This is a genomic window from Streptomyces sp. cf386 (assembly GCF_900103585.1).
In the GTDB taxonomy this organism is placed as follows: domain Bacteria; phylum Actinomycetota; class Actinomycetes; order Streptomycetales; family Streptomycetaceae; genus Streptomyces.
In genome coordinates this window covers 25486-51556 of sequence record NZ_FNHV01000039.1, presented here as the reverse complement: position 1 = coordinate 51556, position 26071 = coordinate 25486, and the positions used below count along the sequence as shown (strand labels likewise).

27 protein-coding genes and 1 riboswitch are annotated in these 26071 nt (G+C 69.6%); of the genes, 19 read left to right on the top strand and 8 right to left on the bottom strand.

Going from position 1 to position 26071, the window contains the following annotated elements; all coding sequences use genetic code 11:
- The 3 genes from glyA to gcvT all read right to left on the bottom strand — a co-directional run.
- Positions 1–1007 (bottom strand): serine hydroxymethyltransferase (glyA, locus tag BLU79_RS46130; RefSeq protein ID WP_093912060.1); only part of this gene is annotated, 1007 nt, incomplete at its 3' end.
- 16 nt (positions 1008–1023) lie between these two features.
- Positions 1024–1401 carry a glycine cleavage system protein GcvH gene (gcvH, locus tag BLU79_RS46125; RefSeq protein ID WP_093912059.1) on the bottom strand — a complete coding sequence of 126 codons (378 nt, stop codon included), beginning with the start codon at positions 1399–1401 and terminating at the stop codon, positions 1024–1026.
- A gap of 143 nt (positions 1402–1544) precedes the next feature.
- Positions 1545–2666: a glycine cleavage system aminomethyltransferase GcvT gene (gcvT, locus tag BLU79_RS46120; RefSeq protein ID WP_093912058.1), complete on the bottom strand. Its 1122-nt coding sequence runs from the start codon at positions 2664–2666 to the stop codon at positions 1545–1547.
- Positions 2667–2818: 152 nt separating this feature from the next.
- A riboswitch (glycine riboswitch) is annotated at positions 2819–2917 on the bottom strand.
- Positions 2918–3088: 171 nt separating this feature from the next.
- Here gcvT and BLU79_RS46115 point away from each other — a divergent pair.
- The 9 genes from BLU79_RS46115 (at position 3089) to BLU79_RS46075 (ending at position 12947) form a co-directional block, all read left to right on the top strand.
- Positions 3089–3763: an AAA family ATPase gene (locus tag BLU79_RS46115; RefSeq protein ID WP_093912057.1), complete on the top strand. Its 675-nt coding sequence runs from the start codon at positions 3089–3091 to the stop codon at positions 3761–3763.
- Between the two features lie 79 nt (positions 3764–3842).
- Positions 3843–4634 (top strand): enhanced serine sensitivity protein SseB, encoded by a 792-nt coding sequence (locus tag BLU79_RS46110; RefSeq protein ID WP_093912056.1) that lies wholly within the window; start codon positions 3843–3845, stop codon positions 4632–4634.
- Between the two features lie 190 nt (positions 4635–4824).
- Complete coding sequence (locus tag BLU79_RS46105; protein WP_093912055.1) at positions 4825–5625, top strand: enhanced serine sensitivity protein SseB C-terminal domain-containing protein; 801 nt, start codon at positions 4825–4827, stop codon at positions 5623–5625.
- 362 nt (positions 5626–5987) lie between these two features.
- Positions 5988–6986, top strand: coding sequence for an ABC transporter permease (locus BLU79_RS46100; RefSeq protein ID WP_093912054.1), 999 nt, complete (start codon positions 5988–5990; stop codon positions 6984–6986).
- A 42-nt stretch (positions 6987–7028) separates the two neighbouring features.
- Positions 7029–8765 carry an ABC transporter substrate-binding protein gene (locus BLU79_RS46095; RefSeq protein ID WP_371132082.1) on the top strand — a complete coding sequence of 579 codons (1737 nt, stop codon included), beginning with the start codon at positions 7029–7031 and terminating at the stop codon, positions 8763–8765.
- A gap of 95 nt (positions 8766–8860) precedes the next feature.
- Positions 8861–9871, top strand: coding sequence for an ABC transporter permease (locus BLU79_RS46090; protein ID WP_093912052.1), 1011 nt, complete (start codon positions 8861–8863; stop codon positions 9869–9871).
- Positions 9868–10950: an ABC transporter ATP-binding protein gene (locus tag BLU79_RS46085; RefSeq protein ID WP_093912051.1), complete on the top strand. Its 1083-nt coding sequence runs from the start codon at positions 9868–9870 to the stop codon at positions 10948–10950. The genes BLU79_RS46090 and BLU79_RS46085 overlap by 4 nt, the downstream gene beginning before the upstream one ends.
- 14 nt (positions 10951–10964) lie before the next feature.
- A complete protein-coding gene (locus BLU79_RS46080) occupies positions 10965–12227 on the top strand; it encodes an ABC transporter ATP-binding protein (protein WP_371132081.1) in 1263 nt (420 codons plus the stop codon).
- Positions 12228–12290: 63 nt separating this feature from the next.
- Complete coding sequence (locus BLU79_RS46075) at positions 12291–12947, top strand: trimeric intracellular cation channel family protein (protein ID WP_093912049.1); 657 nt, start codon at positions 12291–12293, stop codon at positions 12945–12947.
- Here the strand turns inward: BLU79_RS46075 and BLU79_RS46070 are convergent.
- A complete protein-coding gene (locus tag BLU79_RS46070) occupies positions 12856–14094 on the bottom strand; it encodes an alpha/beta hydrolase (RefSeq protein ID WP_093912062.1) in 1239 nt (412 codons plus the stop codon). The two genes, BLU79_RS46075 and BLU79_RS46070, sit on opposite strands and share 92 nt — an antisense overlap.
- Before the next feature lie 144 nt (positions 14095–14238).
- On the opposite strand from BLU79_RS46070, the gene BLU79_RS46065 reads away from it, so the two are divergent.
- Positions 14239–15102: a thioesterase family protein gene (locus tag BLU79_RS46065; RefSeq protein WP_093912048.1), complete on the top strand. Its 864-nt coding sequence runs from the start codon at positions 14239–14241 to the stop codon at positions 15100–15102.
- Positions 15103–15308: 206 nt separating this feature from the next.
- On the top strand, positions 15309–15734 hold the full coding sequence (locus tag BLU79_RS46060; protein ID WP_093912061.1) for a hypothetical protein: 426 nt from the start codon (positions 15309–15311) through the stop codon (positions 15732–15734).
- Positions 15735–15853: 119 nt separating this feature from the next.
- Here BLU79_RS46060 and BLU79_RS46055 read toward each other — a convergent pair whose 3' ends face one another.
- Positions 15854–16480: a TetR family transcriptional regulator gene (locus tag BLU79_RS46055; RefSeq protein ID WP_093912047.1), complete on the bottom strand. Its 627-nt coding sequence runs from the start codon at positions 16478–16480 to the stop codon at positions 15854–15856.
- 164 nt (positions 16481–16644) lie between these two features.
- Here BLU79_RS46055 and BLU79_RS46050 point away from each other — a divergent pair, with 164 nt between their 5' ends.
- The 3 genes from BLU79_RS46050 (at position 16645) to BLU79_RS46040 (ending at position 18402) form a co-directional block, all read left to right on the top strand.
- Positions 16645–16797, top strand: a complete 153-nt coding sequence (locus tag BLU79_RS46050) for a hypothetical protein (protein WP_093912046.1) — start codon at positions 16645–16647, stop codon at positions 16795–16797.
- A 43-nt stretch (positions 16798–16840) separates the two neighbouring features.
- Complete coding sequence (locus BLU79_RS46045; protein ID WP_093912045.1) at positions 16841–17113, top strand: DUF4190 domain-containing protein; 273 nt, start codon at positions 16841–16843, stop codon at positions 17111–17113.
- A 113-nt stretch (positions 17114–17226) separates the two neighbouring features.
- Entirely contained in the window at positions 17227–18402 is a 1176-nt protein-coding gene (locus BLU79_RS46040; RefSeq protein WP_093912044.1) for a cysteine desulfurase family protein, read from the top strand.
- A gap of 30 nt (positions 18403–18432) precedes the next feature.
- Here BLU79_RS46040 and BLU79_RS46035 read toward each other — a convergent pair whose 3' ends face one another.
- On the bottom strand, positions 18433–19098 hold the full coding sequence (locus tag BLU79_RS46035; protein WP_093912043.1) for an N-acetylmuramoyl-L-alanine amidase: 666 nt from the start codon (positions 19096–19098) through the stop codon (positions 18433–18435).
- 60 nt (positions 19099–19158) lie between these two features.
- On the opposite strand from BLU79_RS46035, the gene mnmA reads away from it, so the two are divergent.
- Positions 19159–20289 carry a tRNA 2-thiouridine(34) synthase MnmA gene (mnmA, locus tag BLU79_RS46030; protein WP_093912042.1) on the top strand — a complete coding sequence of 377 codons (1131 nt, stop codon included), beginning with the start codon at positions 19159–19161 and terminating at the stop codon, positions 20287–20289.
- Between the two features lie 24 nt (positions 20290–20313).
- Here the strand turns inward: mnmA and BLU79_RS46025 are convergent, their stop codons facing one another.
- A complete protein-coding gene (locus BLU79_RS46025) occupies positions 20314–21096 on the bottom strand; it encodes an alpha/beta fold hydrolase (protein WP_093912041.1) in 783 nt (260 codons plus the stop codon).
- A 37-nt stretch (positions 21097–21133) separates the two neighbouring features.
- Positions 21134–21457 (bottom strand): DUF427 domain-containing protein, encoded by a 324-nt coding sequence (locus BLU79_RS46020; RefSeq protein ID WP_093912040.1) that lies wholly within the window; start codon positions 21455–21457, stop codon positions 21134–21136.
- Between the two features lie 51 nt (positions 21458–21508).
- Between BLU79_RS46020 and BLU79_RS46015 the strand changes: the two genes are divergently transcribed.
- The 4 genes from BLU79_RS46015 to ligA are packed head-to-tail and all read left to right on the top strand — an operon-like array spanning position 21509 to position 26031.
- A complete protein-coding gene (locus BLU79_RS46015; protein ID WP_093912039.1) occupies positions 21509–22048 on the top strand; it encodes an LOG family protein in 540 nt (179 codons plus the stop codon).
- A gap of 18 nt (positions 22049–22066) precedes the next feature.
- The gene (locus BLU79_RS46010) at positions 22067–22765 is read left to right on the top strand and encodes an SDR family oxidoreductase (RefSeq protein ID WP_093912038.1); all 699 of its coding nucleotides are present in this window, start codon (positions 22067–22069) and stop codon (positions 22763–22765) included.
- A 50-nt stretch (positions 22766–22815) separates the two neighbouring features.
- Positions 22816–23823 carry a methionine synthase gene (locus BLU79_RS46005; protein WP_093912037.1) on the top strand — a complete coding sequence of 336 codons (1008 nt, stop codon included), beginning with the start codon at positions 22816–22818 and terminating at the stop codon, positions 23821–23823.
- 15 nt (positions 23824–23838) lie between these two features.
- Positions 23839–26031 (top strand): NAD-dependent DNA ligase LigA, encoded by a 2193-nt coding sequence (gene ligA / locus BLU79_RS46000; RefSeq protein WP_093912036.1) that lies wholly within the window; start codon positions 23839–23841, stop codon positions 26029–26031.
- The last annotated feature ends 40 nt before the right edge of the window (positions 26032–26071 follow it).

Genomic DNA, 26071 nt, shown 5'->3' with positions numbered 1-26071 from the left:
TGTCCGTCCAGGTCGGAGGCGCGCAGGTCGACCAGGATGAGGTGGACGTCGGTGCCGCCGGACAGGACGTTCACGCCGGCCTCACGGGCGTCGGCGGCCGTCAGGCGCTCGGCGAGGATGCGGGCGCCCTCGATGGTGCGGCGCTGGCGCTCCCTGAACTCCTCGGAGGCGGCGACCTTGAAGGAGACCGCCTTGGCCGCGATCACGTGCTCCAGGGGGCCGCCCTGGAAGCCGGGGAAGACGGAGGAGTTCAGCTTCTTCGCGAAGGCCTGCTTGGCCAGGATGATGCCGCCGCGCGGCCCGCCCAGGGTCTTGTGCGTGGTGGAGGTGACCACATCGGCGTGCTCGACCGGGTTGGGGTGCAGGCCGGCCGCGACCAGACCGGCGAAGTGCGCCATGTCGACCCACAGGTACGCCTCGACCTCGTCCGCGATGCGGCGGAACTCGGCGAAGTCGAGCTGGCGCGGGTAGGCGGACCAGCCGGCGATGATCACCTTGGGGCGGTGTTCCTTGGCGAGGCGTTCGACCTCGGCCATGTCGACCAGGCCGGCGTCGTCGACGTGGTAGGGGACGACGTTGAACTGCTTGCCGGAGAAGTTCAGGCGCATGCCGTGGGTGAGGTGGCCGCCGTGGGCGAGGTCCAGGCCGAGGATGGTGTCGCCGGGCTGGGCGAGGGCGAACAGGGCGGCCTGGTTGGCGGAGGCGCCGGAGTGGGGCTGGACGTTGGCGTACTCGGCGCCGAACAGCTCCTTGATCCGGTCGATGGCGATCTGCTCGGCGACGTCGACGTGTTCGCAGCCGCCGTAGTAGCGGCGTCCCGGGTAGCCCTCGGCGTACTTGTTCGTCAGGACCGAGCCCTGTGCCTCCATGACCGCCAGCGGGGCGAAGTTCTCGGAGGCGATCATCTCCAGGGTGGACTGCTGGCGCTCCAGCTCGGCGTCGAGCGCGGCGGCGACGGCCGGGTCGAGCTCATGCAGGGGCGTGTTCAGAAGCGACTTGTCAGACATAAGGGGCTACGACTCCTCAGCCGGCGGTGTGGGCGACGTACTCGTCGGCGGTGAGCAGGTCGGCCGGCTCCTCCGTGATGCGTACCTTGAACAGCCAGCCACCCTCGAAGGGGGCGGAGTTCACCAGCGCCGGGTCGTTCACCACGTCCTCGTTGATCTCGGTGACCTCGCCCGTGACCGGGGAGTACAGGTCGGACACCGACTTGGTCGACTCCAGCTCGCCGCAGGTGTCACCCGCGGTCACGGTCGAGCCGACCTCGGGGAGCTGGGCGTAGACGACATCGCCGAGCGCGTTGGCCGCGAACTCGGTGATGCCGACCGTCGAGACGCCGTCCTCGGCGGTCGACAGCCACTCGTGCTCCTTGCTGTAGCGCAGCTGCTGGGGGTTGCTCATGGCCTGAATTCTCCTGTACGCGCGGGAGTGCTGATGAATAGGGGACTGCTGGAAACGTGCGTGAGCAGCGGAAATGTGCGCAGGGTCACGCGGTTGCCGCTGTCAGTGTGTACTTTTCGGCGCCGGATCCGCCGCATCCACTGTTACTTCTGCCGCTTGTAGAACGGCAGCGCCACGACCTCGTACGGCTCATGACTGCCGCGGATGTCCACGCCGACACCGGCCGTGCCCGGCGCCGAGTGCGCCGCGTCGACGTAGGCCATCGCGATGGGCTTGCCCAGCGTGGGGGAGGGCGCACCGGAGGTGACCTCGCCGATCACCTCGCCGCCCGCGACGACCGGGTACCCGGCGCGCGGGACGCGACGCCCCTCGGCGACCAGGCCGACCAGGACGCGCGGCGGGTTCTCCGCGGCGCGGGAGGCGGCCTCCTGCAGCGCCTCGCGCCCGACGAAGTCGCCCTCCTTCTCGAACTTCACCACCCGGCCGAGCCCGGCGTCGAAGGGGGTGAGGGAGGTCGACAGCTCATGGCCGTACAGCGGCATGCCCGCCTCCAGGCGCAGCGTGTCCCGGCAGGACAGCCCGCAGGGGACCAGGCCGACGCCCTCGCCCGCCTTGGTCAGCGCCTGCCACAGCTCGACGGCGTGCTCCGGCTTCACGAACAGCTCGAAGCCGTCCTCGCCGGTGTAGCCGGTGCGCGCGATGAGGGCGGGGACGCCGGCGACGGTGCCGGGCAGACCGGCGTAGTACTTCAGGCCGTCGAGGTCTGCGTCGGTGAGGGACTTCAGGATGCCGGGGGACTCGGGGCCCTGGACGGCGAGCAGCGCGTAGGCGTCCCGGTCGTCACGGACCTCGGCGTCGAAGCCGGCGGCGCGCTCGGTCAGCGCGTCCAGCACGACCTGGGCGTTGGAGGCGTTGGCGACGACCATGTACTCGGTCTCGGCGAGCCGGTAGACGATCAGGTCGTCGAGGATGCCGCCGTCGGCCCGGCAGATCATGGTGTAGCGGGCGCGGCCGACACCGACGGAGGCGATGTTGCCGACGAGGGCGTGGTTCAGCAGCCCGGCCGCCTGGGGTCCCGTCACCGTGATCTCGCCCATGTGCGAGAGGTCGAACAGGCCGGCCTTGGTGCGTACGGCCAGGTGCTCGTCGCGCTCGGAGCCGTAGCGAAGCGGCATGTCCCAGCCGGCGAAGTCGGTCATCGTCGCGCCGAGCGAGCGATGCAGGGCATCGAGCGCGGTGTGACGGAGTTCTCCTGTGCTGCTCATCGGTCGGTCGTCTCCCAGGGCAAGACATCAAGGGCGAGGTCGTTCCTCCCCATCTGTCATCGGAACCTGAGAGGTTCGCCGTGATCCCTGGAGGACACGGCTTGCACCTTGGGTGGAGCCACTGGAACCAGTGGCCCGCTTTTCAGATGTGCCTCGCCCGCGCGGTAACGGGGCCTGAGAGATTCAAGGGAGGGACTTGCTCCTTCGGCGCCCCAGCGGTGGACTGCTGGGGACTCTCCCGCGCGGATTCAAGCGGCCGGTATGCAGTTGGCGGGCACATCATTGCATGCCGGGCCCGTCTTGGGCAGGGCCGTCTCTGTAACCAGCTTGTGGCAGGAAGCGAACGAAAATGCGAGAGATCATCCATTACCTTCTCTTTACGCTCAGTGGGGATAGGGACTCCTGACCCCCGGAGGAGGACGATGACGGTGAAGCGCACCACGGCGTACGCCACGACCTCGGGCCTCGCGCTGCCCAAGCAGCCCGCCGCCCCCGTTGTCGAAGCCCGCGCCATGTGCCCCGCGCCCGTGGTCCGCGATCTGCGCGAGCGCTGCGGCCACAGCCCGCACGCTCTGCTCTTCGGCCCCCAGGACCTCGTGGCGGTCACCGGTCTGCCCGGCAGCGGCAAGACCACGTTGATGAAGCGGACCGTGAAGGGCATCCGCATCGACTCCCAGGACGCCCGGGACCGCTGGGAAGCCCTCATGCCCGGCTTCCTGCCCTACGCCGTCTACCGCCCCCTGGTCCGCCTCGCGCACTACGCCGGACTGCGCCGCGCCCTGCGCTCCGGCGAGGGCGTCGTCGTGCACGACTGCGGTACGCAGGCCTGGGTGCGCGGCTGGCTGGCCCGCGCGGCCCGCCGCCGCGGCGGCACCCTGCACCTGCTCCTGCTCGACGTCACCCCGCACACGGCCCTGGAGGGCCAGCGCGAGCGCGGTCGCGGCGTCTCGCGGTATGCCTTCCTGCGCCACCGCAGTGCCGCCGCCCGGCTGCTGCGCTCGGTGGAGAAGGGCGACCTGCCCCAGGGGTGCGGCTCGGCGGTGCTGGTCGACCGCTCGGCGGCGGACGTCCTGCGCCGGATCGGGTTCGGGGGCTGAGCGGCCGTGGACCTGCGCGGGCGGGACACCGGATAGCCTTCTGAGCCACAGACGTGGTTCACAGCAGGCGGTCATTCAGATGGACTTCCCAGCGGATCTCCCCGCGGACTTCCCGGCAAACGCACACCTCCACCCGCACGGCGGCTGGCCCGGCAACGAACTGGAGGAGGTGCTCTCGGCCTCCCTCGGCCTGCCGTCGGCGGGCGGACGGATCATCGAAGTGCTGGGCCGCAGCTTCGTCTGGGTGCCCCTGCCCAACGGCGGCGGCCCGCACAGCGGCCCACTGGACCTGCCCACGGTGCAGATCGAGGGCCAGGTGTACGTACCGGTCTTCAGCTCCGAGGAACAGTTCCGCCAGGTCGCCGGGTCCCACATGGCGTACACCATCGCCCCCGCCGTCGAGTTCGCCCGCGGTCTGCCCCCGCAGGTGGGCATCGCCGTGAACCCCGACGGCGTGGTCGGCGTCCCCCTGCCCCCGACGGCGGTCGCCGAACTCTGCCGCGTGGGCCGCACCCCGCTGGACGGCCTCACCTCCGGCGGTCGCGTCAAGCTCTACGAGCCCGACTGGCAGGAAGACCCGGTCGACTTCCTCGCCGCCGCCTCGGCCGAGTTCGCGCAGACCGGCGTGGTCGCGACGGCCCGCCGCTGCCTGGCCGCCATCGAGACGGCCGCCCCCGTGATGTTCATAGGCGTCGAACTCTCCCACTGGGAGGGCGACTTGCGAGCCGCCCCCATGGACGCCCTTGCCCGCACCCTGGGCCGCACCCCGGTCCAGTGGCCGGTCAACCTGGTCCTGCTGGACGTGGCGCAGGACCCGGTGATCGATTGGATGCGCCAGAGGGTCCGCCCCTTCTATCAGCGGGACTTGTAACGTCCCTAGGGGGCAGCGCCCCGAAAGGGGCGCGGGGCTGTATACATGTGCGGCTCCGCCGCGCGGGCGCGACAAGCCACACGCGACCCGCAGTCCGCAGACCACAATAGGTCCCGAGCTCTCAGCGGCTCTCCCAGCGGAGCGCCTAAGCTGGACGCGAAAACCCATGTTTCCCGAAGGGGCGGTAAAGGTGAGCGCGAGCGGCACGACCTCGACCGGACAGGTCGAGCACATGCTGCGCCAGGTGACGCCCGGGCGCTACGACGCCTACGAGGCTCTCCTGCGCGCGCTCGCGACCCCGACCACCGGCCAGGTCTGGATGCTGCTGTGGCACGGCCAGGCCGGCTCCCCGGACGCCCAGTACGGAAACATGGAGGTCGAGGGCTACGGCTACGCCCCGTGCGTCACCTCCGCCCAGGAGCTGTCGGCCAGCGGCTGGAACCGCTCGTACGAGGTGGTCGACGGCGTCGACGTGGCCCGCACCCTCTACCCGGACCACTACGGCCTGTGGCTGAACCCGCACGCCCCGGGCGGCGGCGTCGGCATCCCCTGGCTCGACCTGCGCCGCATCGCCACGGGCCTGGACCGCCAGCCCGCCGGCCCGCTGCGGCTGTCGGAGCCCGGCATCGAGATCCCGCAGTTCTACGCCCTGCTCGCACAGAACGCCCACCGCACGCCGGCCGTCCGCTCGTTGCGCCGCGCCTGGGTGCAGCCGGCGCTCGGCGCGCCGTATCTCGCCATCGGGCTCGACGTGTACGACACCAGCCCGCCCGCCGTGGACTCGGTGCGCTCGATGATGTCGCAGTCGATCGGCGCGGTCCCGGACGGGCTGCCCGTCTCGACCGTGGCGATGTCCGACGAGTGCGATCCGGTCGCCATGTGGATGCGCGCGAGCGCCCGTCCGTTCTACGACCGCGAGGCACACGTCGCCGCCCCCGCGCAGGCTCCGGCGGCCGGCTACGGCTACCCGCCGGCCCAGGGCCGTTACTGATCTTCGACCGGCTAACCTACCGTTCAGTCAGTAGCCCGAAAGTCGTAGGTGCGAACGGTCCCACGCTTCGGTTTCCCAGGTAGATCTTCGCGCGTAGATGAGATCGGAAGGTCCCGGTCCGCCCTCATACGCCCCAACTGGCTCGCGTCCGACGGCCGTTACCCGTTGTTCGGATAACGGAACCCCCAGGACAGCATCACGGTTGCGCATCCTTTCCCCGCCAGCTCTGGCAACAGATCGCCAAAGCGTTGAAGACTCCCGGCAAGACACGGGCCGGTCGGTCCTGTGTACGAGTGGAAGCAACCGCTACAGCGGCAGCCAGGGGGGTCGGCAACCGCCGGCCGAGAGGGGTCAATCTCACTGTGACCGCACCGATCGAGACAACGGGCGCGGAGGCCGGAGCACAGCCCGAGGCCGTGCTCGCCGGAGTCAAGAAGAGCCAGATCGAGGGGCGTTCGCTCACCCAGATCGCCTGGATGCGCTTCAAGCGGGACAAGGTGGCGATGGCCGGTGGCGTCGTCGTCATCTGCCTCGTGCTCATGGCGGTCCTCTCCAAGCCCATCCTGTGGGTGTTCGACCTCGACCCCAACCAGTTCAACCAGGACCTGATCGACCCGGCCCTGCTCGCCCCCAAGGGTGGCTGGGGCGGCATGAGTTGGGACCACCCGCTGGGCGTCGACCCCCAGTACGGCCGTGACATGCTCGCCCGCATCATCGACGGCTCCTGGGTGTCGCTGCTGGTCGCGGGAGGCGCCACGCTCCTGTCCGTGTGCATCGGCACCGTGCTCGGTGTGATCGCCGGGTACTACGGCGGCTGGATCGACAGCGTTATCAGCCGGCTGATGGACACCTTCCTGGCGTTCCCGCTGCTGCTGTTCGCGATCTCCATCTCCGCCTCCGTCCAGGACGGCTTCTTCGGGCTCGAAGGCCTGCCGCTGCGCATCTGCGTGCTGATCTTCGTGATCGGCTTCTTCAGCTGGCCCTACATCGGCCGCATCGTGCGCGCACAGACCATGACCCTGCGCAGGCGGGAGTTCATCGAGGCCTCCACGAGCCTGGGCGCACGCGGGCCGTACATCCTGTTCCGCGAGCTGCTCCCCAATCTCGTCGCGCCGATCCTCGTCTACTCGACGCTGATCATCCCGACGAACATCCTCTTCGAGGCTGCGCTGAGCTTCCTCGGAGTCGGCATCGCCCCGCCGCAGGCCTCCTGGGGCGGCATGCTCAGCAACGCTGTGGATCTCTACACAGCGGATCCGCAGTACATGTTCGTGCCCGGATTGGCGATCTTCATCACCGTCCTGGCCTTCAACCTGCTGGGTGACGGGCTGCGTGACGCCCTCGACCCTCGCAGCAAGTGATCCATCGATAGAGGGGGCTTTCCTCAGGTGAAGACGAGAAGGGTGACCGCCGCCATCGCGTCGGTCGTAGCGCTCTCGCTGGGTGCTGCCGCATGTGGTGGCGGGGATGACAGTGACGGCAACGGCGGAGGCAACGGCAAGAAGGACGCCGCGCTGACCTCCATAGTCAACCCGTCGACCAAGAAGGGGGGAACGGTCTCGTACGAGCACTCGGACGTGCCGGACTCCCTGGACCCGGGCAACACGTACTACGGCTGGGTGCAGAACTTCTCCCGGCTCTACGCCCGTGCGCTCACCACGTTCAAGCCGGCGGCGGGCAAGGAAGGCCTTGAGGTCGTCCCCGACCTGGCCGAGTCCCTGGGTACGCCCAGCGCCGACGCCAAGACCTGGACGTACAAGCTCCGCAAGGGCCTGAAGTACCAGGACGGCACGCCGATCACGTCCAAGGACGTCAAGTACGCCATCGAGCGCTCGAACTTCGCGCCGGAGGCCCTGTCCAACGGCCCGACCTACTTCAAGTCGTACCTCGAGGGCGGCGACAAGTACAAAGGCCCGTACAAGGACAAGTCCGCCGACGGTCTGAAGTCCATCGAGACGCCGGACGACAGCACGATCGTCTTCAAGTTGAAGGCGCCTTTCGCCGACTTCGACTACCTGGCGACGTTCTCGCAGACGGCTCCGGTGCCGCAGGCCAAGGACACCGGCGCGAAGTACGTGCAGAACATCGTGTCCTCCGGCCCGTACCAGTTCGAGTCCTACGAGGAGGGCCGTAGCGCCACCCTCGTGCGCAACAAGAACTGGGACGCCAAGACGGACCCGATCCGCAAGGCGCTGCCGGACAAGGTCACGATCAAGTTCAAGGTCAACCCGGTGACGGTCGACAACGACCTGCTCTCCAACAAGATCACGGCCGACGCGGCGGGCACCGGTGTCCAGCCGGCCACCCAGCCGAAGGTCCTGGTCGGCAAGAACGCGGCCTCGACGGACGCCTCGTACGCCGGTGCGACGCAGTACATCGCGCTGAACGTCAACGTGAAGCCGTTCGACAACGCCGACTGCCGCAAGGCCGTGCAGTGGGCCATCGACAAGAAGTCCGTCCAGGACGCCATCGGCGGTTCGCCGAAGGGTGACGTGGCGAGCACGCTGCTGCCGCCGTCGGTGAACGGCTACACCAAGTTCGACACCTACGCGACGGACGGCAACAAGGGCAACGTGGCCAAGGCCAAGGAAGCCCTGAAGGCGTGCGGCAAGCCGAACGGCTTCGACACGATCCTGACCGCGCGTTCCGACCGTCCCGCCGAGGTCGCGTCGGCCACGGCCGTGCAGGCCTCGCTGAAGAAGGTCGGCATCAACGTCGAGATCAAGCAGTTCCCCTCCGGCAAGTACTTCTCCAACTTCGCCGGTGTCCCGAGCTACGTCCACGACAACAAGCTCGGCATGCTGTCGATGGCGTGGGGTGCTGACTGGCCGACCGGCTTCGGCTTCCTCGACCAGATCATCAACGGCGCTGCCATCAAGCCCTCCGGTGGCAACAACCTGATGGAGCTGAACGACCCGAAGATCAACAAGGCCCTGACGGACGCGATCGCCAACACCGACGACGCCGCCCGCACCAAGGCCTGGGGCGACATCGACAAGATGGTGATGGACAACGCCTCGGTCGTCCCGCTGATCTACCGCAAGAACCTGCTGTACAGGCCGGCATCCGCGGCCAACGTCACGGTCACGCAGGCCTACCTGGGCATGTACGACTACCTGCTGATGAGCTCCACCAAGTAGTAACCAGCAAGGCCGGATCCCCCTGAAAGGCAGGTGAAGGCACTGGATGGCCGGGGCGGGCAGAACCCGCCCCGGCCGACCGGAGCCGTACAGCTGTGGCTGCGTACATCATCCGACGCGTCTTCGGCGCGGTGCTGTTGCTGCTGGTGGTCAGCGCAGTCACCTTCGCGATCTTCTTCCTCGTGCCACGGCTCGGTGGCCAGACCGCCGACCAGCTGGCCACGCAGTATGTCGGCAAGGACGCCAACCCCGAGTCCGTTGCCGCCATCAAGCAGAACCTCGGGCTGGACCAGCCCATCGCCGTCCAGTACTGGGACTACATCAAGGGCCTCGTGGTGGGCGCCGACTACAAGTTCGGCCCCGACGCCACGCGTTGCAACGCCCCCTGCTTCGGCTACTCCTTCAAGAGTCACGTCGAGGTGTGGCCCCAGCTGACGGAACGGATCCCGGTCTCCCTCTCGCTGGCCATCGGTGCCGCCGTGATCTGGCTGATCTTCGGCGTCACGACCGGCGTGATCTCGGCGCTGCGCAAGGGCACCCCCATCGACCGCATCTCGATGTTCATCGCCCTCGCCGGCGTCTCCCTCCCGATCTTCTTCACCGGCCAGGTGCTCAACGCCCTGTTCGTGTACGAGATCCCCATCTGGGACGCCATCGAGTACGTCCCGTTCACCGAGAACCCCGCCGACTGGGCCTGGCATCTGATCCTGCCGTGGGTCAGCCTCGCCTTCCTCTTCTCCGCGCTCTACGCCCGACTCACCCGGGCGGGCATGCTGGAGACGATGGGCGAGGACTACATCAGAACGGCAAGGGCCAAGGGGCTCAAGGAGACCTCGGTGGTCGCCAAGCACGGCCTGCGCGCCGCGCTGACCCCGATCGTCACCATCTTCGGCATGGACTTCGGCACCCTCGTCGGCTCCGCGGTGCTCACCGAGACCGTCTTCTCCTTGCAGGGCATCGGTGCCTACGCGGTCCAGTCCATCAAGGACAACGACCTGCCCATCGTCATGGGCGTCACCCTGGTCGCCGCGTTCTTCATCGTCTTCTGCAATCTCGTCGTCGACCTGGTGTACGCCGCCATCGACCCCCGGGTGAGGTACTCGTGAGCAAGCTCGAGAAAGCGGCGCTCGGCGAACCCGCCGTCGCCGCCCCGTCCGACACGGACGGCGCGTTCCTTTCCGTACGCGATCTGCGCATCCACTTCGACACCGACGACGGTCTGGTCAAGTCGGTGGACGGCGTCAGCTTCGACGTGCAGCGGGGCAGGACCCTCGGCATCGTCGGCGAGTCCGGCTCCGGCAAGTCCGTCACCTCGCTCGGCGTGATGGGCCTGCACCGCTCGGCGCGCGCCAAGGTCTCCGGCGAAGTCTGGCTGGACGGCCAGGAGTTGATCGCCGCCGACCCCGACGACGTACGCCGGCTGCGCGGCCGCAAGATGGCGATGATCTTCCAGGACCCGCTGTCGGCGATGCACCCGTACTACTCGGTCGGGCAGCAGATCGTCGAGGCGTACCGGGTGCACCACAAGGTCAGCAAGAAGGAGGCCCGTAAGCGGGCCGTCGAGATGCTGGACCGGGTGGGCATCCCCGAGCCCGACAAGCGCGTCGACGGCTACCCGCACGAGTTCTCCGGCGGTATGCGCCAGCGCGCCATGATCGCCATGGCGCTGGTGAACAACCCCGAGCTGCTCATCGCCGACGAGCCGACCACCGCCCTGGACGTCACCGTCCAGGCGCAGATCCTCGACCTGATCCGGGACCTGCAGAAGGAGTTCGGCTCCGCGGTCATCATGATCACGCACGACCTGGGCGTCGTCGCCGAGATGGCCGACGACCTGCTGGTCATGTACGGCGGCCGATGCGTGGAGCGCGGTCCCGCCGAGGGTGTCTTCTCCGAGCCCCGGCACCCGTACACCTGGGGCCTGCTCGGCTCGATGCCGCGCTTGGACCGTGACGAGACCGACCGCCTCATCCCGATCAAGGGCTCCCCGCCCTCCCTGATCAACGTCCCGTCCGGCTGTGCCTTCAACCCGCGCTGCCCGTACGCCGACATCCCGAAGGACAACGTCACCCGCACGGTCCGCCCCGAGCTGACCGAGGTCGGCGAGCGGCACTGGGCCGCCTGCCACATGGGCCAGGAGCAGCGGGAGCGTATCTGGACCGAAGAGATTGCGCCGAAGCTGTGAGCGACGAAAAAGCGGTGAAAATCCCCGCGCAGAGCGGCACCCTCGCGAAAAGAGGTGCCGCCGACGGCGAGATCCTGCTCAAGGTGACCGGCCTGCAGAAGCACTTCCCGATCCGCAAGGGCCTGCTCCAGCGGCAGACCGGCGCGGTGCGCGCGGTCGACGGCATCGACTTCGAGGTGCGTCAGGGCGAGACGCTGGGCGTCGTCGGCGAGTCGGGCTGCGGCAAGTCGACGATGGGCCGGCTGATCACGCGGCTGCTCGAACCGACCGGCGGCACCGTGGAGTTCGAGGGCCGGGACATCACACACCTCGGCGTCGGGCAGATGCGCCCGATGCGCCGAGACGTGCAGATGATCTTCCAGGACCCGTACTCCTCGCTGAACCCCCGGCACACCATCGGCACGATCGTCGGCGCCCCCTTCAAGCTCCAGGGCGTCCAGCCCGAGGGCGGGGTGAAGAAGGAGGTCCAGCGGCTGCTGTCGGTGGTCGGCCTCAACCCCGAGCACTACAACCGCTATCCGCACGAGTTCTCCGGCGGCCAGCGCCAGCGCATCGGCATCGCCCGTGCCCTCGCGCTCAACCCCAAGCTGGTCGTGGCCGACGAGCCCGTCTCCGCCCTCGACGTGTCGATCCAGGCGCAGGTCGTGAACCTGCTGGACGACCTCCAGGAGGAGCTCGGCCTCACGTACGTGATCATCGCGCACGACCTTTCGGTCGTACGGCATGTCTCGGACCGCATCGCGGTGATGTACCTCGGCAAGATCGTCGAGCTCGCCGACCGGGAGTCGCTGTACAAGGCGCCGATGCACCCGTACACCAAGGCCCTGCTGTCGGCGGTGCCGATCCCGGACCCGAAGCGGCGCGCGACCAAGAGCGAGCGCATCCTGCTCCGCGGCGACGTTCCCTCGCCGATCGCCCCGCCGAGCGGCTGCCGCTTCCACACCCGGTGCTGGAAGGCGACGGAGATCTGCCGGACGACGGAACCGCCGCTGGCCGAGCTGCGGCCGGGCCAGCGCGTGGCCTGCCACCACCCGGAGAACTTCGAGGACCAGCAGCCGCAGGACACGGTGCTGCTGACCGTGGCCAAGGCGGCGGCGGAGCTGGTGCCGACGGAGGAGGCCGCAGAGGCCGCCGCTTCCGAGGAGGCGCCTGAGGCCGAGGCTGCCGACGAGGCTCCCGAGACTGAGGCCGCCCCCGAGGCCGCAGCGCCCGAGGAGGCCCCCGAGACCACGGACTCCGCAGAGCCTTCCGCGGAAACCACGGACAACAACAAGTAACCCAACCCCGGCCCCCGCCTTCCTTTGCAAGGCGGGGGCCTATTGCTGCGCAAGAATGTACGGGTGCTCCAGCAACTGTTCAGCCCGTCCGTCCAGCACACGCTCGACCTGGTCGGCATCTTCGTCTTCGCGATCTCCGGCGCCCTGCTGGCCGTCCGCAAGAACTTCGACGTCTTCGGCATCGCCGTCCTCGCCGAGGTCACCGCCCTGGGCGGCGGGCTGTTCCGGGACGTGGTCATCGGCGCCGTACCGCCGGCCGCCTTCACGGATCTGGGGTACTTCCTCACCCCGCTGCTCGCCACGCTCCTGGTCTTCTTCCTGCACCCGCACGTGGAGCGCATCCAGACCGGCGTGAACGTCTTCGACGCGGCGGGCCTCGGCCTGTTCTGCGTCGCCGGGACGACGAAGGCGTACGACTACGGCCTCGGCCTCACCGCGTCGGCCTGCCTCGGCCTCGCGACCGCCGTGGGCGGCGGTGTGCTGCGCGACGTCCTCGCCAACGAGGTGCCGTCACTGCTGCGCTGGGACCGCGACCTGTACGCGGTCCCGGCGATCGTCGGCGCCACGATGGTCGTCCTGTGCATCCGCTACGACGCCCTGACCCCGCTCACCAGCGGCCTCGCGGCCGTCACGGCCTTCGTGCTGCGTCTGCTGGCGATGCGGTACCACTGGCGAGCTCCGCGTGCCTGGAACCGGCGGTCGACGGTACGAGAGGAGTAGTCCCCGGCGCCGAACCGGTCTGGTGCCCGGTCCCCATCATCTGGGTCAGCCAACGGAACGCGGGCACGACCTGCGGCTTCCACAGCGCCATCGTGTGACCGCCCGCACTGCTCGGGATGAACACCACGTCCACGGTGGTCGGCGCCTTCGAGACCCGCTTGAGAGCCATGGCCGCCTCGTACCCGTCCCCAGGCTGGCCGGACATGTAGAGCGCGACGCGCGGCGGGACACGGTAGTTCTGCAGGAGCACATACGGGTTGTTCGCCGCCCGCAGGGCGGGGGACTTGCCGGCGAGCGACTGGGGTACGGCGACGGGGTCGTTGTAGCCCGACATGCTGACCGCGGCCCGGTAGCGGTCGGGGTGGGCGACGGCCAGCTTGGCCGCGCAGTGCGCACCCGCCGAGTACCCGGCGACCGCCCAGCCGTCCGGCGCGGCCTGGGCCCGGAAGTTGTCCATGACCATCTTCGGCACGTCGATGCTGAGCCAGCTGTCGGCGTTCACCTTGCCGGGGATGTTGGCGCAGCCGGTGTCCTTGCCGGGCAGCAGTGTGGTGCGCGGCGAGACGATGATGAACGGCGCGATCTGCCCGCTGCGCATCAGCGGTGCCAGCTGCTCGGGCGCGTCCATCGTCCCGTACCAGGCCTTCGACGAGCCCGGATAGCCCGGCAGCACCTCGACGACCGGGAACCGGTGATTGCGGTAGGCCGGGTCGTCGTACTGCGGCGGCAGCCAGACATGGACCTCGGCGTGCACTCCGGACACCCGGCCCTTGAGCTGGGTGACCAGAACCCCGCCGTCCGCGCGCATGCCCGGCCCCTTGGCCTGCTTGAAGGCCTGCCGGACCCTGGGCAGCTTCTCCAGCGCGATCCCACCGGTGCCGCTCGCCCCGAGGTCTGCCGCTTCCTGCACATGGTTGCTGGTGCCGAGCAGGTCGCCCCAGTTGTCGTACAGCTGGTTGGAGTTGTTGACCATCGTGAAGACGAGCGCGACCGCCGTGCCCTGGGCGAACAGCACCATCAGCAGCCTGGCGACGGCCCGCACGACCCTGGGCCCGCGCACCCGCGACCAGAGGATCAGCGGCAGCGCGACGGCGCCGACGCACAGTGCTATCAGCGTGTAGAGGAACGGGGTCCCGGTGAGACTCATGTCCTCATAGAGGGAGAGAACGGGCTCCGGGTTTCGGGCGAGCAGGGACACTTACCGAAAAGTTGCCCGCGTCTCCCTGCGCTTCCGCCCACCCATCGAATCGAAAAGCTACCGCTTAGTAGTTAGCTGTTGTACCGTTCATCCATGCCAGAAGCAGCCTCCGCACCGACGGCCCCGCGGGCCACGATCGGCGACAGCGAGTTCGACCGCGACACCGCGCTCACCCGGCGCGAACCCGGCGTCTACGACATCGACCTCTCCGCCGGCTGGACCATCATCAGCGCCGTCAACGGCGGCTATCTGCTCGCCGTCCTCGGCCGCGCCCTCGGTGACGCCCTGCCACACAGCGACCCGTTCACCATCTCCGCGCACTACCTGACCGCGTCCCAGCCGGGCCCGGCGGTCGTCCGCACGGGCGTGGTGCGCACGGGGCGCACGCTGTCGACCGGCCAGGCCTCGCTCTTCCAGTACGACGAGCAGGGCCGCGAGATCGAGCGCATCCGCGTCCTCGCCTCGTACGGCGACCTCGACACCCTCCCCGACGACGTCCGTACGACGGCCAAGCCGCCGGCGATCCCGCCGATGGACCACTGCTTCGGCCCCGAGGACGGACCGGCCCCCGTCTCCGGCAGCTCCGCCATCGCCGACCGCCTGATGCTCAAGCTCGACCCGTCGACCCTGGGCTGGGCCCTCGGCCAGCCCTCGGGCAAGGGCGAGATGCGCGCCTGGTTCGGCCTGGCCGACGGCCGCGACGCGGACCCGCTCTCCCTGCTGCTGGCGGTGGACGCCCTCCCGCCCACGGCCTTCGAGATCGGCATCTCGGGTTGGGTCCCGACGGTCGAACTGACGGTCCACATACGCTGCCGCCCGGCCCCGGGCCCCCTGCGGGTGTCGATCACGACGCGCAACCTCGCGGGCGGGTTCCTGGAGGAGGACGCGGAGGTATGGGACAGCGCGGACCGACTCGTGGCGCAGTCGCGGCAGTTGGCGCGGGTCAGGCTGGGCTGAGACCGGCGGGGGAGACTGCTTCTGTCACGGCCCTGTACCAGCGAGTAAGGCGAGGATCCGAGGAAACTCGCAGGTCAGCGGGGTGAATTGAAGATCGCTTTGCCCGGCGCACAGGCCGTCGACAGCAGGCCCTCAAGGAAGCCCTAAGCGGCGTTGGTTGAGTTCCGGCTCCAGGACTTTCCTCATCTTCCATGGAGCTGTTTCTCATGAAGCGTGCGCGTCTCCTCCCCGCCGTGGCCCTGCTGGCGCTCTCGCCCCTGGCCCTGGCGGCCTGCGGGTCCGGCGACTCGTCGTCGAACTCGAACAGCGGCAACTCCGGTCAGCAGTCATCGTCGTCGTGCCAGCCGCCGAGCGGCACTCAGTCGGGGGCGCCGAGCGGTGCCCCGTCCGGCGCGCCGACCGCCCAGGCGTCCGGCGCGCCGTCGGGGGCGCCCTCGGGTGCTCCGAGCGGTGCGCCCAGCGGTGCCCCCGGCGGCGGTCAGGGTGGGGCTCAGGGCGGCGGTCAGGGTGGCCCCGGCGGTGGCCAGGGCGGCGGCTGTGGCGGTCCGGGCGGTGGCCAGGGCGGCGGGGAGGCCCCCAGCGGTGCCCCGAGCGGCGCGCCCAGCGCGGCGGCCTCGGCGACCAAGAGCTGACGCAGGACGCCGTACGACGAGGGCTGACGCAGGTCGCCTTACGAAAGGGGCGGCACTCCCGGTGAACGGGGGTGTCGCCCCTTGGCGTTGCCGGCTGTCGTTGCCGTCGTTGCCGTCGTTCAGTCCAGCCAGTGTTCGCGGCCGATGCTGATCAGCCGCATCCGGCGGGTCGCGGCCTGGGCGACGCGCTGCCGCTCCTCCTTGGATGCCTCAAGGGTGTCCAGGAAGAGCGAGGCCGTCATCAGCATCTGGTCGACGTAGAGATGGGCGAGCATGAGGAGGTCGTCGTCGTTCCAGCCCTCGGAGACCGGATCCTTGGTGAGCGCGACCTTCACTTCCTCGGCGAAACGGGCCAGTTGGTCCTGGATCGCCTCCCGTACCGACTGCACTCCGCCGTGCCGTTCGCGGGCGATGAAGCGGACATGGGCCGGGTGCGTCTCGACGTGCCGGGCGATCAACTCGACGGCGCGCTCTATGCGCTGGTCGCTGTCGCCGGCGGAGGTGACGATCGTGCGGATCATGGGGTGCAGGCTGCCGAGCGCCTCTTCGACGAGGGCGACACCGAGGTCGGCGGTGGAGCGGAAGTGCCGGTAGAAGGCCGTCGGGGCGACGCCGACCGCACGGGTGACCTCGCGCAGGCCCAGACTGCTCAGGCTCTGCTCCTCCAGCAGTCCCAACGCCGCGTCCAGGAGGGACTGCCGGGTCTTCTGTTTCTGGGCCTGTCGGATGCCGAGGGTGTGACTCATACCATGCAGTTAACAACTGTTCTCTGGAATTGAAAAGCCGTGGGGCGCGCTAGACTTGGAGTCAGTGAACAACTGTTACTACAACTGTTCACCGAAATGTAACGCGAGAGATCACACAAGAGATCACGAGAGATCGCGAAAGATCTCAAAGGGGGATCCGACCCATGCTGTTCCTCGTTGCCGCGCTCCTGCTGCTGGGCGTGCTGTTGGGCGCCGTGGCCCACGCGCCGCTCGCCTTCACCGTCGTCGCTGCCTCCGTGATCACCGTCTGGCTCGGCGTCTTCGCCGCCCGCGAGCGACTCGCCCGCCGCCACTGACTCCGTCAACCGGACCGAACCGACTTCTCGGGAGCTGACACCCATGCACCTCACCGCACCGGCCACCGCCCGCCCCGGCACCCGCACCCGCGACGCCGACGGCATGGCCGTGGCGTCCTTCGTCCTCGGCCTCCTCGGCCTCCTCGTCTTCAACATCTTCCTCGGCCCGGTCGCCATCGTCCTTGCGGCGGTGTCCCTGTGGCGCGGCACGAAGCGCAAGGGCCGGGCATACCTGGGCATGGGCCTGGGCGTTGCCGACCTGCTGGTCCTGCTGGCGTTCGTGCAGATGGACAACACGTTGTCGTGGAGCTTCTAGGAGCCGCGAGCACAGGTATGCGGAGCTGACGGCGAGCGGCCGGGGACGAGCCGCAGCCCAAGTCGACCTTGGAGCCAGGTCGGCTGACAGGGGCCCGTAGAATCGGCGTCACCATGGCTTACCTCGACCACGCCGCGACGACCCCCATGCTCCCGGAGGCGGCAGAGGCACTGACCGCCCAGCTGAGCGTCACCGGCAACGCCTCCTCCCTCCACGCATCCGGCCGCCGCGCGAGGCGCACCGTCGAGGAGGCCCGCGAAACCCTCGCGGAAGCGCTCGGCGCCCGCCCCAGTGAGGTCGTCCTCACCTCCGGCGGCACCGAGGCCGACAACCTCGCGGTCAAGGGCCTGTACTGGTCCCGCCGCGATGCCGACCCCGCAGGCACCCGCACCCGTGTCCTTGCCAGCCCCGTCGAACACCACGCCGTCCTCGACGCCGTCCACTGGCTCGCCGAGCACGAGGGTGCGAACGTCGAGTACCTCCCGGTCGACTCCCACGGACGCGTCCACCCCGACACCCTGCGCGAGGCCATCGCCCGCAACCCCCACGACATCGCCCTGGCGACCGTGATGTGGGCCAACAACGAGATCGGCACCCTCATGCCGATCCGCGAACTCGCGGACGTGGCAAGGGAGTTCGACGTCCCCCTGCACGCCGACGCCGTCCAGGCCTTCGGCCAGGTCCCCGTCGACTTCGCCGCCTCCGGCCTCGCCGCGATGACGGTGTCGGGCCACAAGATCGGCGGCCCCTACGGCATCGGCGCGCTGATGCTCGGCCGCGAATACACCCCCGTACCCGTCCTGCACGGCGGCGGCCAGGAACGCCACGTCCGCTCCGGCACCCTCGACGTCCCCGCCATCGCCTCCTTCGCGGTCGCCGGCCGTCTCGCCGCCGAGCAGCGCGCATGGTTCGCCACCGAGATCGGCGCCCTGCGCGACGCCCTGGTCGAGGCGGTCCGTACGGCCGTCCCGGACGCGATCCTCGGCGGCGACCCCGCACCCGGCGGCCGCCTCCCGGCCAACGCCCACTTCACCTTCCCGGGCTGCGAGGGCGACTCCCTGCTGCTGCTCCTGGACGCCCAGGGCATCGAGTGCTCCACCGGCTCCGCCTGCACCGCGGGCGTCGCCCAGCCCAGCCACGTCCTGCTGGCCACCGGCACCGACCCCGACCTGGCTCGCGGCACCCTCCGCTTCTCCCTCGGCCACACCTCCACCGAGGCCGACGTCGAGGCCGTGGCCAAGGCGATCGGCCCGGCGGTGGAACGAGCGCGGGCGGCAGGGCTCACCTAGGGCCTGATCCGCCGGACAGGCCCTGGCCCGCTACGCGGGCGCCGTACGCGCCTCCCGGACGAGCTTCATGTACCGGTCCCAGTCCCAGTGCTCCCCGGGATCCGTGTGGTCGGTCCCCGGCACCTCCACATGCCCGATGATGTGCTCGCGGTCGACCGGGATGTCGTAGCGCGCGCATATCCGGGCCGTGAGCCGCGCCGAGGCCTCGTACATCTCGTCCGTGAGGTCCTGCGGCCGGTCCACGAAGCCCTCGTGCTCGATGCCGATGCTGCGCTCGTTGTAGTCGCGGTTGCCCGCGTGGTACGCCACGTCCAGCTCGCGGATCATCTGCGTGATGTGGCCGTCCTTGCGGACGATGTAGTGCGCGGCGGCGCCGTGTTCCGGGTCCTGGAACACCTTCACCGCGCTGGCGAAGCTGCCCTGGGTGACATGGATGATCACCATGTCTATGCCGTAGTCGTCGGGCCGGTCCGCCCGCCGCCAGTTCGCGTCCGACGCCGCCACCCACCGCGCGCCCGCGAAGTCGACCTCGCCTTCCTTGCGCGGCTTCTCCACGCCCGGCACCCGCCACCACAACCTCGCGAGCTCGTCGCGGGCCAGCACGGCCGAGCCCGCGGCCGCCACTGCCCCACCGATCAGCAACGCGCGACGCCCGACCTTCCGGTCGCCGTCCTTCGGAGCCTTCCGCTGTCCCATGTGATCGTCAACGGATACCCGGGGGCCCTGGTTCCCGCGCCCCCGTACCCTGGAAGGGTTATGACTGACACCGCGCAGCCCTCCCGCCCCCTCCGCGTCCTCGCCGCCATGTCCGGCGGGGTCGATTCCGCCGTCGCAGCCGCCCGCGCGGCCGAAGCGGGCCACGACGTCACCGGCGTCCACCTCGCACTCTCCGCGAACCCCCAATCCTTCCGCACGGGCGCGCGGGGCTGTTGCACCATCGAGGACTCCCGCGACGCCCGCCGCGCCGCCGACGTCATCGGCATCCCGTTCTACGTGTGGGACCTCGCCGACCGCTTCCGCGAGGACGTGGTCGACGACTTCATCGCCGAGTACGAGGCCGGCCGCACCCCGAACCCCTGCCTGCGCTGCAACGAGAAGATCAAGTTCGCTGCCCTGCTCGACAAGGCGCTGGCCCTCGGCTTCGACGCGGTCTGCACGGGCCACTACGCGACGGTCGTGCTGAACGACGACGGCACGCGCGAACTGCACCGCGCCTCCGACATGGCCAAGGACCAGTCGTACGTCCTCGGCGTCCTGGACGAGCAGCAGCTGGCGCACGCGCTGTTCCCGCTCGGCGACACGCTGACGACGAAGGACGAGATCCGCGCCGAGGCCGAGCGCCGGGGCCTCGCGGTCGCCAAGAAGCCCGACTCGCACGACATCTGCTTCATCGCCGACGGCGACACCCAGGGCTTCCTCGCGCACCGCCTCGGCAAGGCGGAGGGCGACATCGTCGACGAGTCGGGAGCCAAGCTCGGCACCCACGAGGGCGCGTACGGCTTCACCATCGGCCAGCGCAAGGGCCTGCGCATCGGCACCCCGGCCGCCGACGGCAAGCCGCGCTACGTCCTCGACATCTCGCCGGTGAACAACACGGTGACGGTCGGCCCGGCGGCCTCCCTGGACGTCAGCGCCCTCACCGCCATCAAGCCCCGCTGGTGCGGCACCGCCCCGACCGGCCCCGGCACCTACACCGCCCAGCTGCGCGCCCACGGCGGCGAGACCGAGGTGACCGCCGAACTGATCGACGGCACCCTGGAGGTCACGTTCACCGAGCCGGTCCGCGGCGTCGCCCCCGGCCAGGCGATCGTCCTGTACGACGACACGCGCGTGGTGGGCTCGGCGACGATCGCGTCTACGGTGCGGGCGACGCCCACGGCCGTCTGAGGCGGCGCTCCCCGCGCGGTCGGGTCACCCCTCGAAGAACTCCGCGAGGACCGGCCCGAGGACGTCCGGCTCCACCATGTGGGTCTGCCCCTCCAGGCTCCGGTACGTCCCCTCGGGCACGGTCTCCGCGACCGTCCGCGTCGCCTCGCGCATCCAGGAAGGGCTTGCGCCGCCCGCCACGGCCAGGAGCGGGGCCGTGATCGAGGCCAGTCGTTCCCGGGGCGCCAGCCCGTCGCCCATCACGGCGTTGTCGTACGCCAGGCTCGGTGCGATCGCCTCCATTCCGGCCCACATGGGTGACTGGCGGGCACCCTGGATCGTCTGCTCGGCCATGCCGGTGAGCCGGAGGAAGAGCTCGACGGCGTCGCCGCGTCGCCCCTGCGCGAGCGCCTCGGCCAGATTCGCCGTGTACTCGGCGTGCAGCCTGGCACCACCCTCCAGGAAATCGACGAACGGCACCTCGTACACCGCGATCTGACGCACCGGCAGCCCGCTCGCCGCGGCCTCGAGCACCAGCGCACCGCCCGACGAGACGCCGCACAGCGCCGCCTCGCCGCCCATCGTCTCGATCAGGGTGGCGAGATCCTCGACCTCACGCTCCACCGCGTACGGCGCCGTGTCCCCGCTCTCTCCCCGCCCGCGCCTGTCGTACACGGCGACCCTGAAGCGGGCGGACAGGGGCACGGCCAGCGGCGCCACCGTGCCCCCGGTGGACATGGCGCCGCTGACGAGGATCACCACCGGACCCTCACCGGTGATCTCGTACGTGATGGAGGTGCCGTCGGTCGAAATGGTCTTCTTGTCCATGCTTGTGCAGGTTGCCGCACGGCACGGATCTAATCGCCTACGACACTTCGACTTCGTAGAAGCAGAGATGGTCCTTGATCGCGGTGACGTCCGGCTTCGGGTCCGGGTACGACCAGACGAGGTCCGTCGCGTCCGGCAGTGACCAGTAGGAGGCCGTTCCCTTGAAGGGGCAGTAGGTGTGCGTCTCGGAGGGCGTCAGCAGGTCCAGGCGTACGTCCTCGGGCGGGATGTAGTACCGCGCGGGGCAGCCTGTCTCCCGCAGGATGAGCGGGCGGTCGCTCTCGGCCAGGATCTGGTTGCCGTGAACCACCCGCACGCTGCGTGTGCCCTGCTCGATCGTGATCGTGTGTCCGTCAGCCATATCCGCAAAAGCGCTCGCGGGCCCCCGGTTCTTCCCGCGTACGGTGGCTGCATGCGAATCTGCGTCTTCCTCTCCGCCGCCGACCTCGACGACCGTTACACGCGCCCCGCGCGCGAGTTCGCGAAACTGCTGGGCAAGGGCGGTCACACGCTCGTGTGGGGCGGCTCCGACGTCGGGCTGATGAAGGTCGTCGCCGACGGGGTGCAGGAGGCGGGCGGACGGCTCGTCGGGGTCTCCGTCGAGTTCCTGGCCGCCAAGGCGCGCGCCGGTGTCGACGAGATGGTCATCGCCAAGGACCTCGCCGAGCGCAAGAGGCTGCTGCTGGAGAAGGCCGACGCGGTGGTGATCATGGTCGGCGGCACCGGGACCCTGGACGAGGCGACGGAGATCCTGGAGCTGAAGAAGCACGGTCACACCGACAAGCCGGTGGTGCTGCTCAACACCGCGGGGTTCTACGACGGCCTGAAGGAGCAGTTCCGCCGCATGGACGACGAGGGCTTCCTGCCCCGCCCACTGACCGACCTGGTCTTCTTCGCGGAGGAGCCGGTCGGGGCGCTGGCGTATCTGGAGGAGAGCCAGGGGGTGGAGTGACCCCGCGCTGATGCGAGCATGGCGGGCATGGCTACTCATGTGATCACCGGAGCGGGCTCCGGCATCGGCGCGGCCGTCGCCCGCCGCCTGCACGCGCGCGGGGACGAACTTGTCCTGCACGCGCGCGACGCGGGCCGTGCGAAGGAGCTGACGGCGGAGTTTCCCGGCGCGAGGACGCTGGTCGGCGACCTGGCGGACCCGGACAGGCTGTCCTGGGCCTTCTCCCACCAGTCGCTGCCTGACCGGGTGGACTCCCTGCTTCACATCGCCGGTGTCGTGGACCTGGGCGCGGTGGGCGACCTGACCTCCAAGACCTGGCGTCACCAGCTCAACGTCAACCTTGTCTCCCCGGCCGAGCTGACCCGGCACTTCCTCCCCCAACTCCGGACCACCCGCGGCCACGTGATCTTCGTGAACTCCGGCGCCGGCCTCAACGCCCACGCCGGCTGGTCCGCGTACGCCGCCTCCAAGCACGGCCTCAAGGCCCTCGCGGACTCCCTCCGCCACGAGGAGCACGGCAACGGGGTCCGGGTGACCACCGTCTACCCCGGGCGCACGGCGAGCCCCATGCAGGCCAAGGTCCACCAGCAGGAGGGCAAGGAGTACGACGCCTCGAAGTGGATCGACCCCGAGTCGGTGGCGACGACGATCCTGATGGCCCTGGACCTGCCGAGGGACGCGGAGATCAACGATCTGACGGTGCGGCCGGGGCGGTGACGTGGCTCGGGTGGTGAAACCTGGGGCGGACGGTTACATACGCTGTCCGGGTGAGTGACAACACCCAGTTCGCCTTCGCCCCCGCCACCGGCGTCGGTTCCATGCCCGGCGGTGACGCCCGTGAGACCGCCAGGACCGTGACCGGGTCCTTCGAGGACTTCCCGTACCTCGCCGAGCTACCCGCTCGCGGGCCCGGTGCGGACATGATCGGGCGGACCGCCGGAATGCTCGTCGAGCTGTACGCGCGCGTGGAGCCCAGCGGGTGGCGGCTCGGGGACCGGCCGGGGCGGGACACCCGGCGGGCCAGGTCGTGGCTGGGGGAGGACCTCGACGCGCTGGAGGAGTTCACCCAGGAGTACGAGGGGCTGCTGAAGGTCCAGGCCGTGGGGCCGTGGACGCTGGCCGCCGCGCTGGAGCTGCGGAACGGCGAGGCCGCTCTCTCCGACGCCGGCGCCTGCCGCGACCTGGCCGCCTCCCTCGCCGAAGGGCTGCGGCTGCATCTGGAGGAGGTCCGGAGGCGCGTACCCGGCGCCCGACTCGTCCTCCAGCTCGACGAGCCCTCCCTCGTCGCCGTCCTGCGCGGCCAGGTCAGGTCCGCCAGCGGCTACCGCACCCATCGGGCCGTGGACCGGCAGATCGTCGAGGCCACCCTCCGCGACGTCGTCGGGGTTCACGGTGAGGGCCCCGTCGTGGTCCACTCGTGCGCACCGGACGTCCCGTTCGCCCTGCTGCGCCGAGCGGGCGCGGCGGCGATCTCCTTCGACTTCTCCCTTCTCACCGAGCGTGACGACGACGCGATCGGCGAGGCGGTGGAAGGGGGCACGCGGCTCTTCGCCGGTGTCGTCCCGGGCACGGACGGCCCATTGTCAGACCCTGCCGGTAGCGTCATGGGTGTCAGGACGTTGTGGCGCAGGCTGGGGCTGTCACCGGGGCTTCTCGCGGAGGCGGTCACGGTCACGCCGTCGTGCGGACTCGCGGGGGCTTCCCCCGAGTATGTGCGGGGGGCTCTCGCCCACTGTGTCCGGGCGGCGAGATCCCTCGCGGACAACCCAGAGTAACGGGAGGACATTACGGTGGCCGGCGACAAGCAAGCGGAGACGACGGTGCCCGCCGAGGCACGGGAGCAGCACGCGAAGCTCGCTGAGCAGATCGAGGAGCACCGCTTCCGGTACTACGTGAAGGACGCTCCCGTCGTCAGCGATGCGGAGTTCGACAAGCTCCTGCGCTCGCTCGAAGCGCTGGAGGAGGAGTACCCGGAACTGCGAACTCCGGACTCGCCGACCCAGAAGGTCGCGGGCGCGTACGAGACGGAGTTCACCGCGGTCCAGCACCGCGAGCGCATGCTCTCGCTGGACAACGCCTTCGACGACCTGGAGCTCGCCGCCTGGGCCGAGCGCGTCCACAAGGACGTCGGCACGTCGAAGTTCCACTTCCTGTGCGAGCTCAAGGTCGACGGCCTCGCCGTCAACCTCACCTACGAGCAGGGCCGCCTCACGCGCGCGGCGACTCGGGGCGACGGTCGCACCGGTGAGGACATCACTCCCAATGTCCGTACGATCGCGGACATTCCGGACCGCCTGAAGGGCGACCGCATCCCGGATCTGGTGGAGATCCGCGGCGAGGTCTACTTCCCGATGGAGAAGTTCGAGGAGCTCAACGCCCGCCTGGTCGAGGCCGGCGACAAGCCCTTCGCCAACCCGCGCAACGCGGCCGCCGGTTCACTGCGCCAGAAGGACCCGCGCGTCACCGCCACCCGCCCCCTGCACATGGTCGTCCACGGCATCGGCGCCCTGGAGGGCTCCGACGGCATGACCCGCCTCTCCCAGGCGTACGACCTGCTGGGGACCTGGGGCCTGCCGACCGCCCGGCACAACAAGGTGGTCGAGGACCTCGACGGCGTCCGGGAGTTCATCGCGTACTTCGGCGAGAACCGGCACTCCGTGGAGCACGAGATCGACGGAGTCGTGGTCAAGCTCGACGAGATCCCCCTCCAGGGCCGCCTCGGGTCCACCTCGCGCGCACCGCGCTGGGCGATCGCGTACAAGTACGCGCCCGAAGAGGTCAACACCAAGCTCATCAACATCCGCGTGGGCGTGGGCCGTACGGGCCGGGTCACGCCGTACGCCCAGGTCGAACCGGTCACGGTCGCGGGCTCGGAGGTCGAGTTCGCCACCCTGCACAACCAGGACGTCGTGAAGCTGAAGGGCGTCCTCATCGGCGACACGGTGGTGTTGCGCAAGGCCGGTGACGTCATCCCGGAGATCCTCGGCCCCGTCGTCGACCTGCGCGACGGCAGTGAGCGCGAGTTCGTGATGCCGGCCGAGTGCCCCGAGTGCGGTACGGCGCTCCGGCCCATGAAGGAGGGCGACGTCGACCTGCGCTGCCCGAACGCCCGTACCTGCCCGGCCCAGTTGCGCGAGCGCCTGTTCTACCTCGCGGGCCGCAAGGCGCTGGACATCGAGCACTTCGGCTATGTCGCCGCCGCCGCGCTCACCAAGCCGCTGGAGCCGGCCGAGCCGGCGCTGGTGGACGAGGGCGACCTGTTCGACCTGAGCGTCGAGCAGCTGCTGCCCATCAAGGCGTACGTCCTCGACCAGGACAGCGGTCTGCCCAAGCGCGACCCGAAGACCGGCGAGGAGAAGATCGCCACGGTCTTCGCCAACCAGCAGGGCGAGCCCAAGAAGAACGCGGTCGCGATGCTGGAGAACATCGCCGCCGCCAAGGAGCGCCCGCTCGCCCGTATCCTCACCGGCCTGTCGATCCGTCACGTCGGCCCGGTCGCCGCCGAGGCGCTGGCCCGTGAGTTCCGCTCCATCGACCGCATCGAACAGGCCAGTGAGGAGGAGTTGGCGAACACCGACGGGGTCGGCCCGATCATCGCCGCCTCGCTCAAGGAGTGGTTCGCCGAGGAGTGGCACCAGGAGATCCTTCGCAAGTGGAAGGCCGCCGGTGTCCGCACGGAGGAGGAGGGCTCCGGCGAGGACGAGGGGCCGCGTCCGCTGGAAGGGCTTACCGTCGTCGTCACGGGCACGCTGGAGCACTTCACCCGCGACGGCGCCAAGGAGGCGCTGCAAAGTCGCGGAGCGAAAGTGACAGGTTCCGTTTCGAAGAAGACATCTTTTGTCGTCGTAGGTGACAGTCCTGGGTCCAAGTACGACAAGGCCATGCAGCTCAAGGTGCCTGTTCTGAACGAGGACGGATTCGGCGTCCTGCTGGAGCAGGGGCCCGACGCCGCGGCCGAAGTTGCCCTCCCTGCGGAGGAGTAACGGTTGAAGGCCACCGGATAGGCGCATACCAGATGCATAC

Coding starts and splice junctions, on each gene's coding strand:
- BLU79_RS46070 (WP_093912062.1), bottom strand. CDS start 14,094: ATGAGTCTCACCGGGACCCCGTTCCTCTACACGCTGATAGCACTGTGC.
- BLU79_RS46055 (WP_093912047.1), bottom strand. CDS start 16,480: ATGAGTCACACCCTCGGCATCCGACAGGCCCAGAAACAGAAGACCCGG.
- BLU79_RS46060 (WP_093912061.1), top strand. CDS start 15,309: ATGAAGCGTGCGCGTCTCCTCCCCGCCGTGGCCCTGCTGGCGCTCTCG.
- BLU79_RS46015 (WP_093912039.1), top strand. CDS start 21,509: ATGCGAATCTGCGTCTTCCTCTCCGCCGCCGACCTCGACGACCGTTAC.
- BLU79_RS46050 (WP_093912046.1), top strand. CDS start 16,645: ATGCTGTTCCTCGTTGCCGCGCTCCTGCTGCTGGGCGTGCTGTTGGGC.
- BLU79_RS46035 (WP_093912043.1), bottom strand. CDS start 19,098: ATGGGACAGCGGAAGGCTCCGAAGGACGGCGACCGGAAGGTCGGGCGT.
- mnmA (WP_093912042.1), top strand. CDS start 19,159: ATGACTGACACCGCGCAGCCCTCCCGCCCCCTCCGCGTCCTCGCCGCC.
- gcvH (WP_093912059.1), bottom strand. CDS start 1,401: ATGAGCAACCCCCAGCAGCTGCGCTACAGCAAGGAGCACGAGTGGCTG.
- BLU79_RS46010 (WP_093912038.1), top strand. CDS start 22,067: ATGGCGGGCATGGCTACTCATGTGATCACCGGAGCGGGCTCCGGCATC.
- BLU79_RS46110 (WP_093912056.1), top strand. CDS start 3,843: ATGGACTTCCCAGCGGATCTCCCCGCGGACTTCCCGGCAAACGCACAC.
- BLU79_RS46115 (WP_093912057.1), top strand. CDS start 3,089: ATGACGGTGAAGCGCACCACGGCGTACGCCACGACCTCGGGCCTCGCG.
- BLU79_RS46025 (WP_093912041.1), bottom strand. CDS start 21,096: ATGGACAAGAAGACCATTTCGACCGACGGCACCTCCATCACGTACGAG.
- BLU79_RS46045 (WP_093912045.1), top strand. CDS start 16,841: ATGCACCTCACCGCACCGGCCACCGCCCGCCCCGGCACCCGCACCCGC.
- BLU79_RS46020 (WP_093912040.1), bottom strand. CDS start 21,457: ATGGCTGACGGACACACGATCACGATCGAGCAGGGCACACGCAGCGTG.
- BLU79_RS46040 (WP_093912044.1), top strand. CDS start 17,227: ATGGCTTACCTCGACCACGCCGCGACGACCCCCATGCTCCCGGAGGCG.
- gcvT (WP_093912058.1), bottom strand. CDS start 2,666: ATGAGCAGCACAGGAGAACTCCGTCACACCGCGCTCGATGCCCTGCAT.
- BLU79_RS46065 (WP_093912048.1), top strand. CDS start 14,239: ATGCCAGAAGCAGCCTCCGCACCGACGGCCCCGCGGGCCACGATCGGC.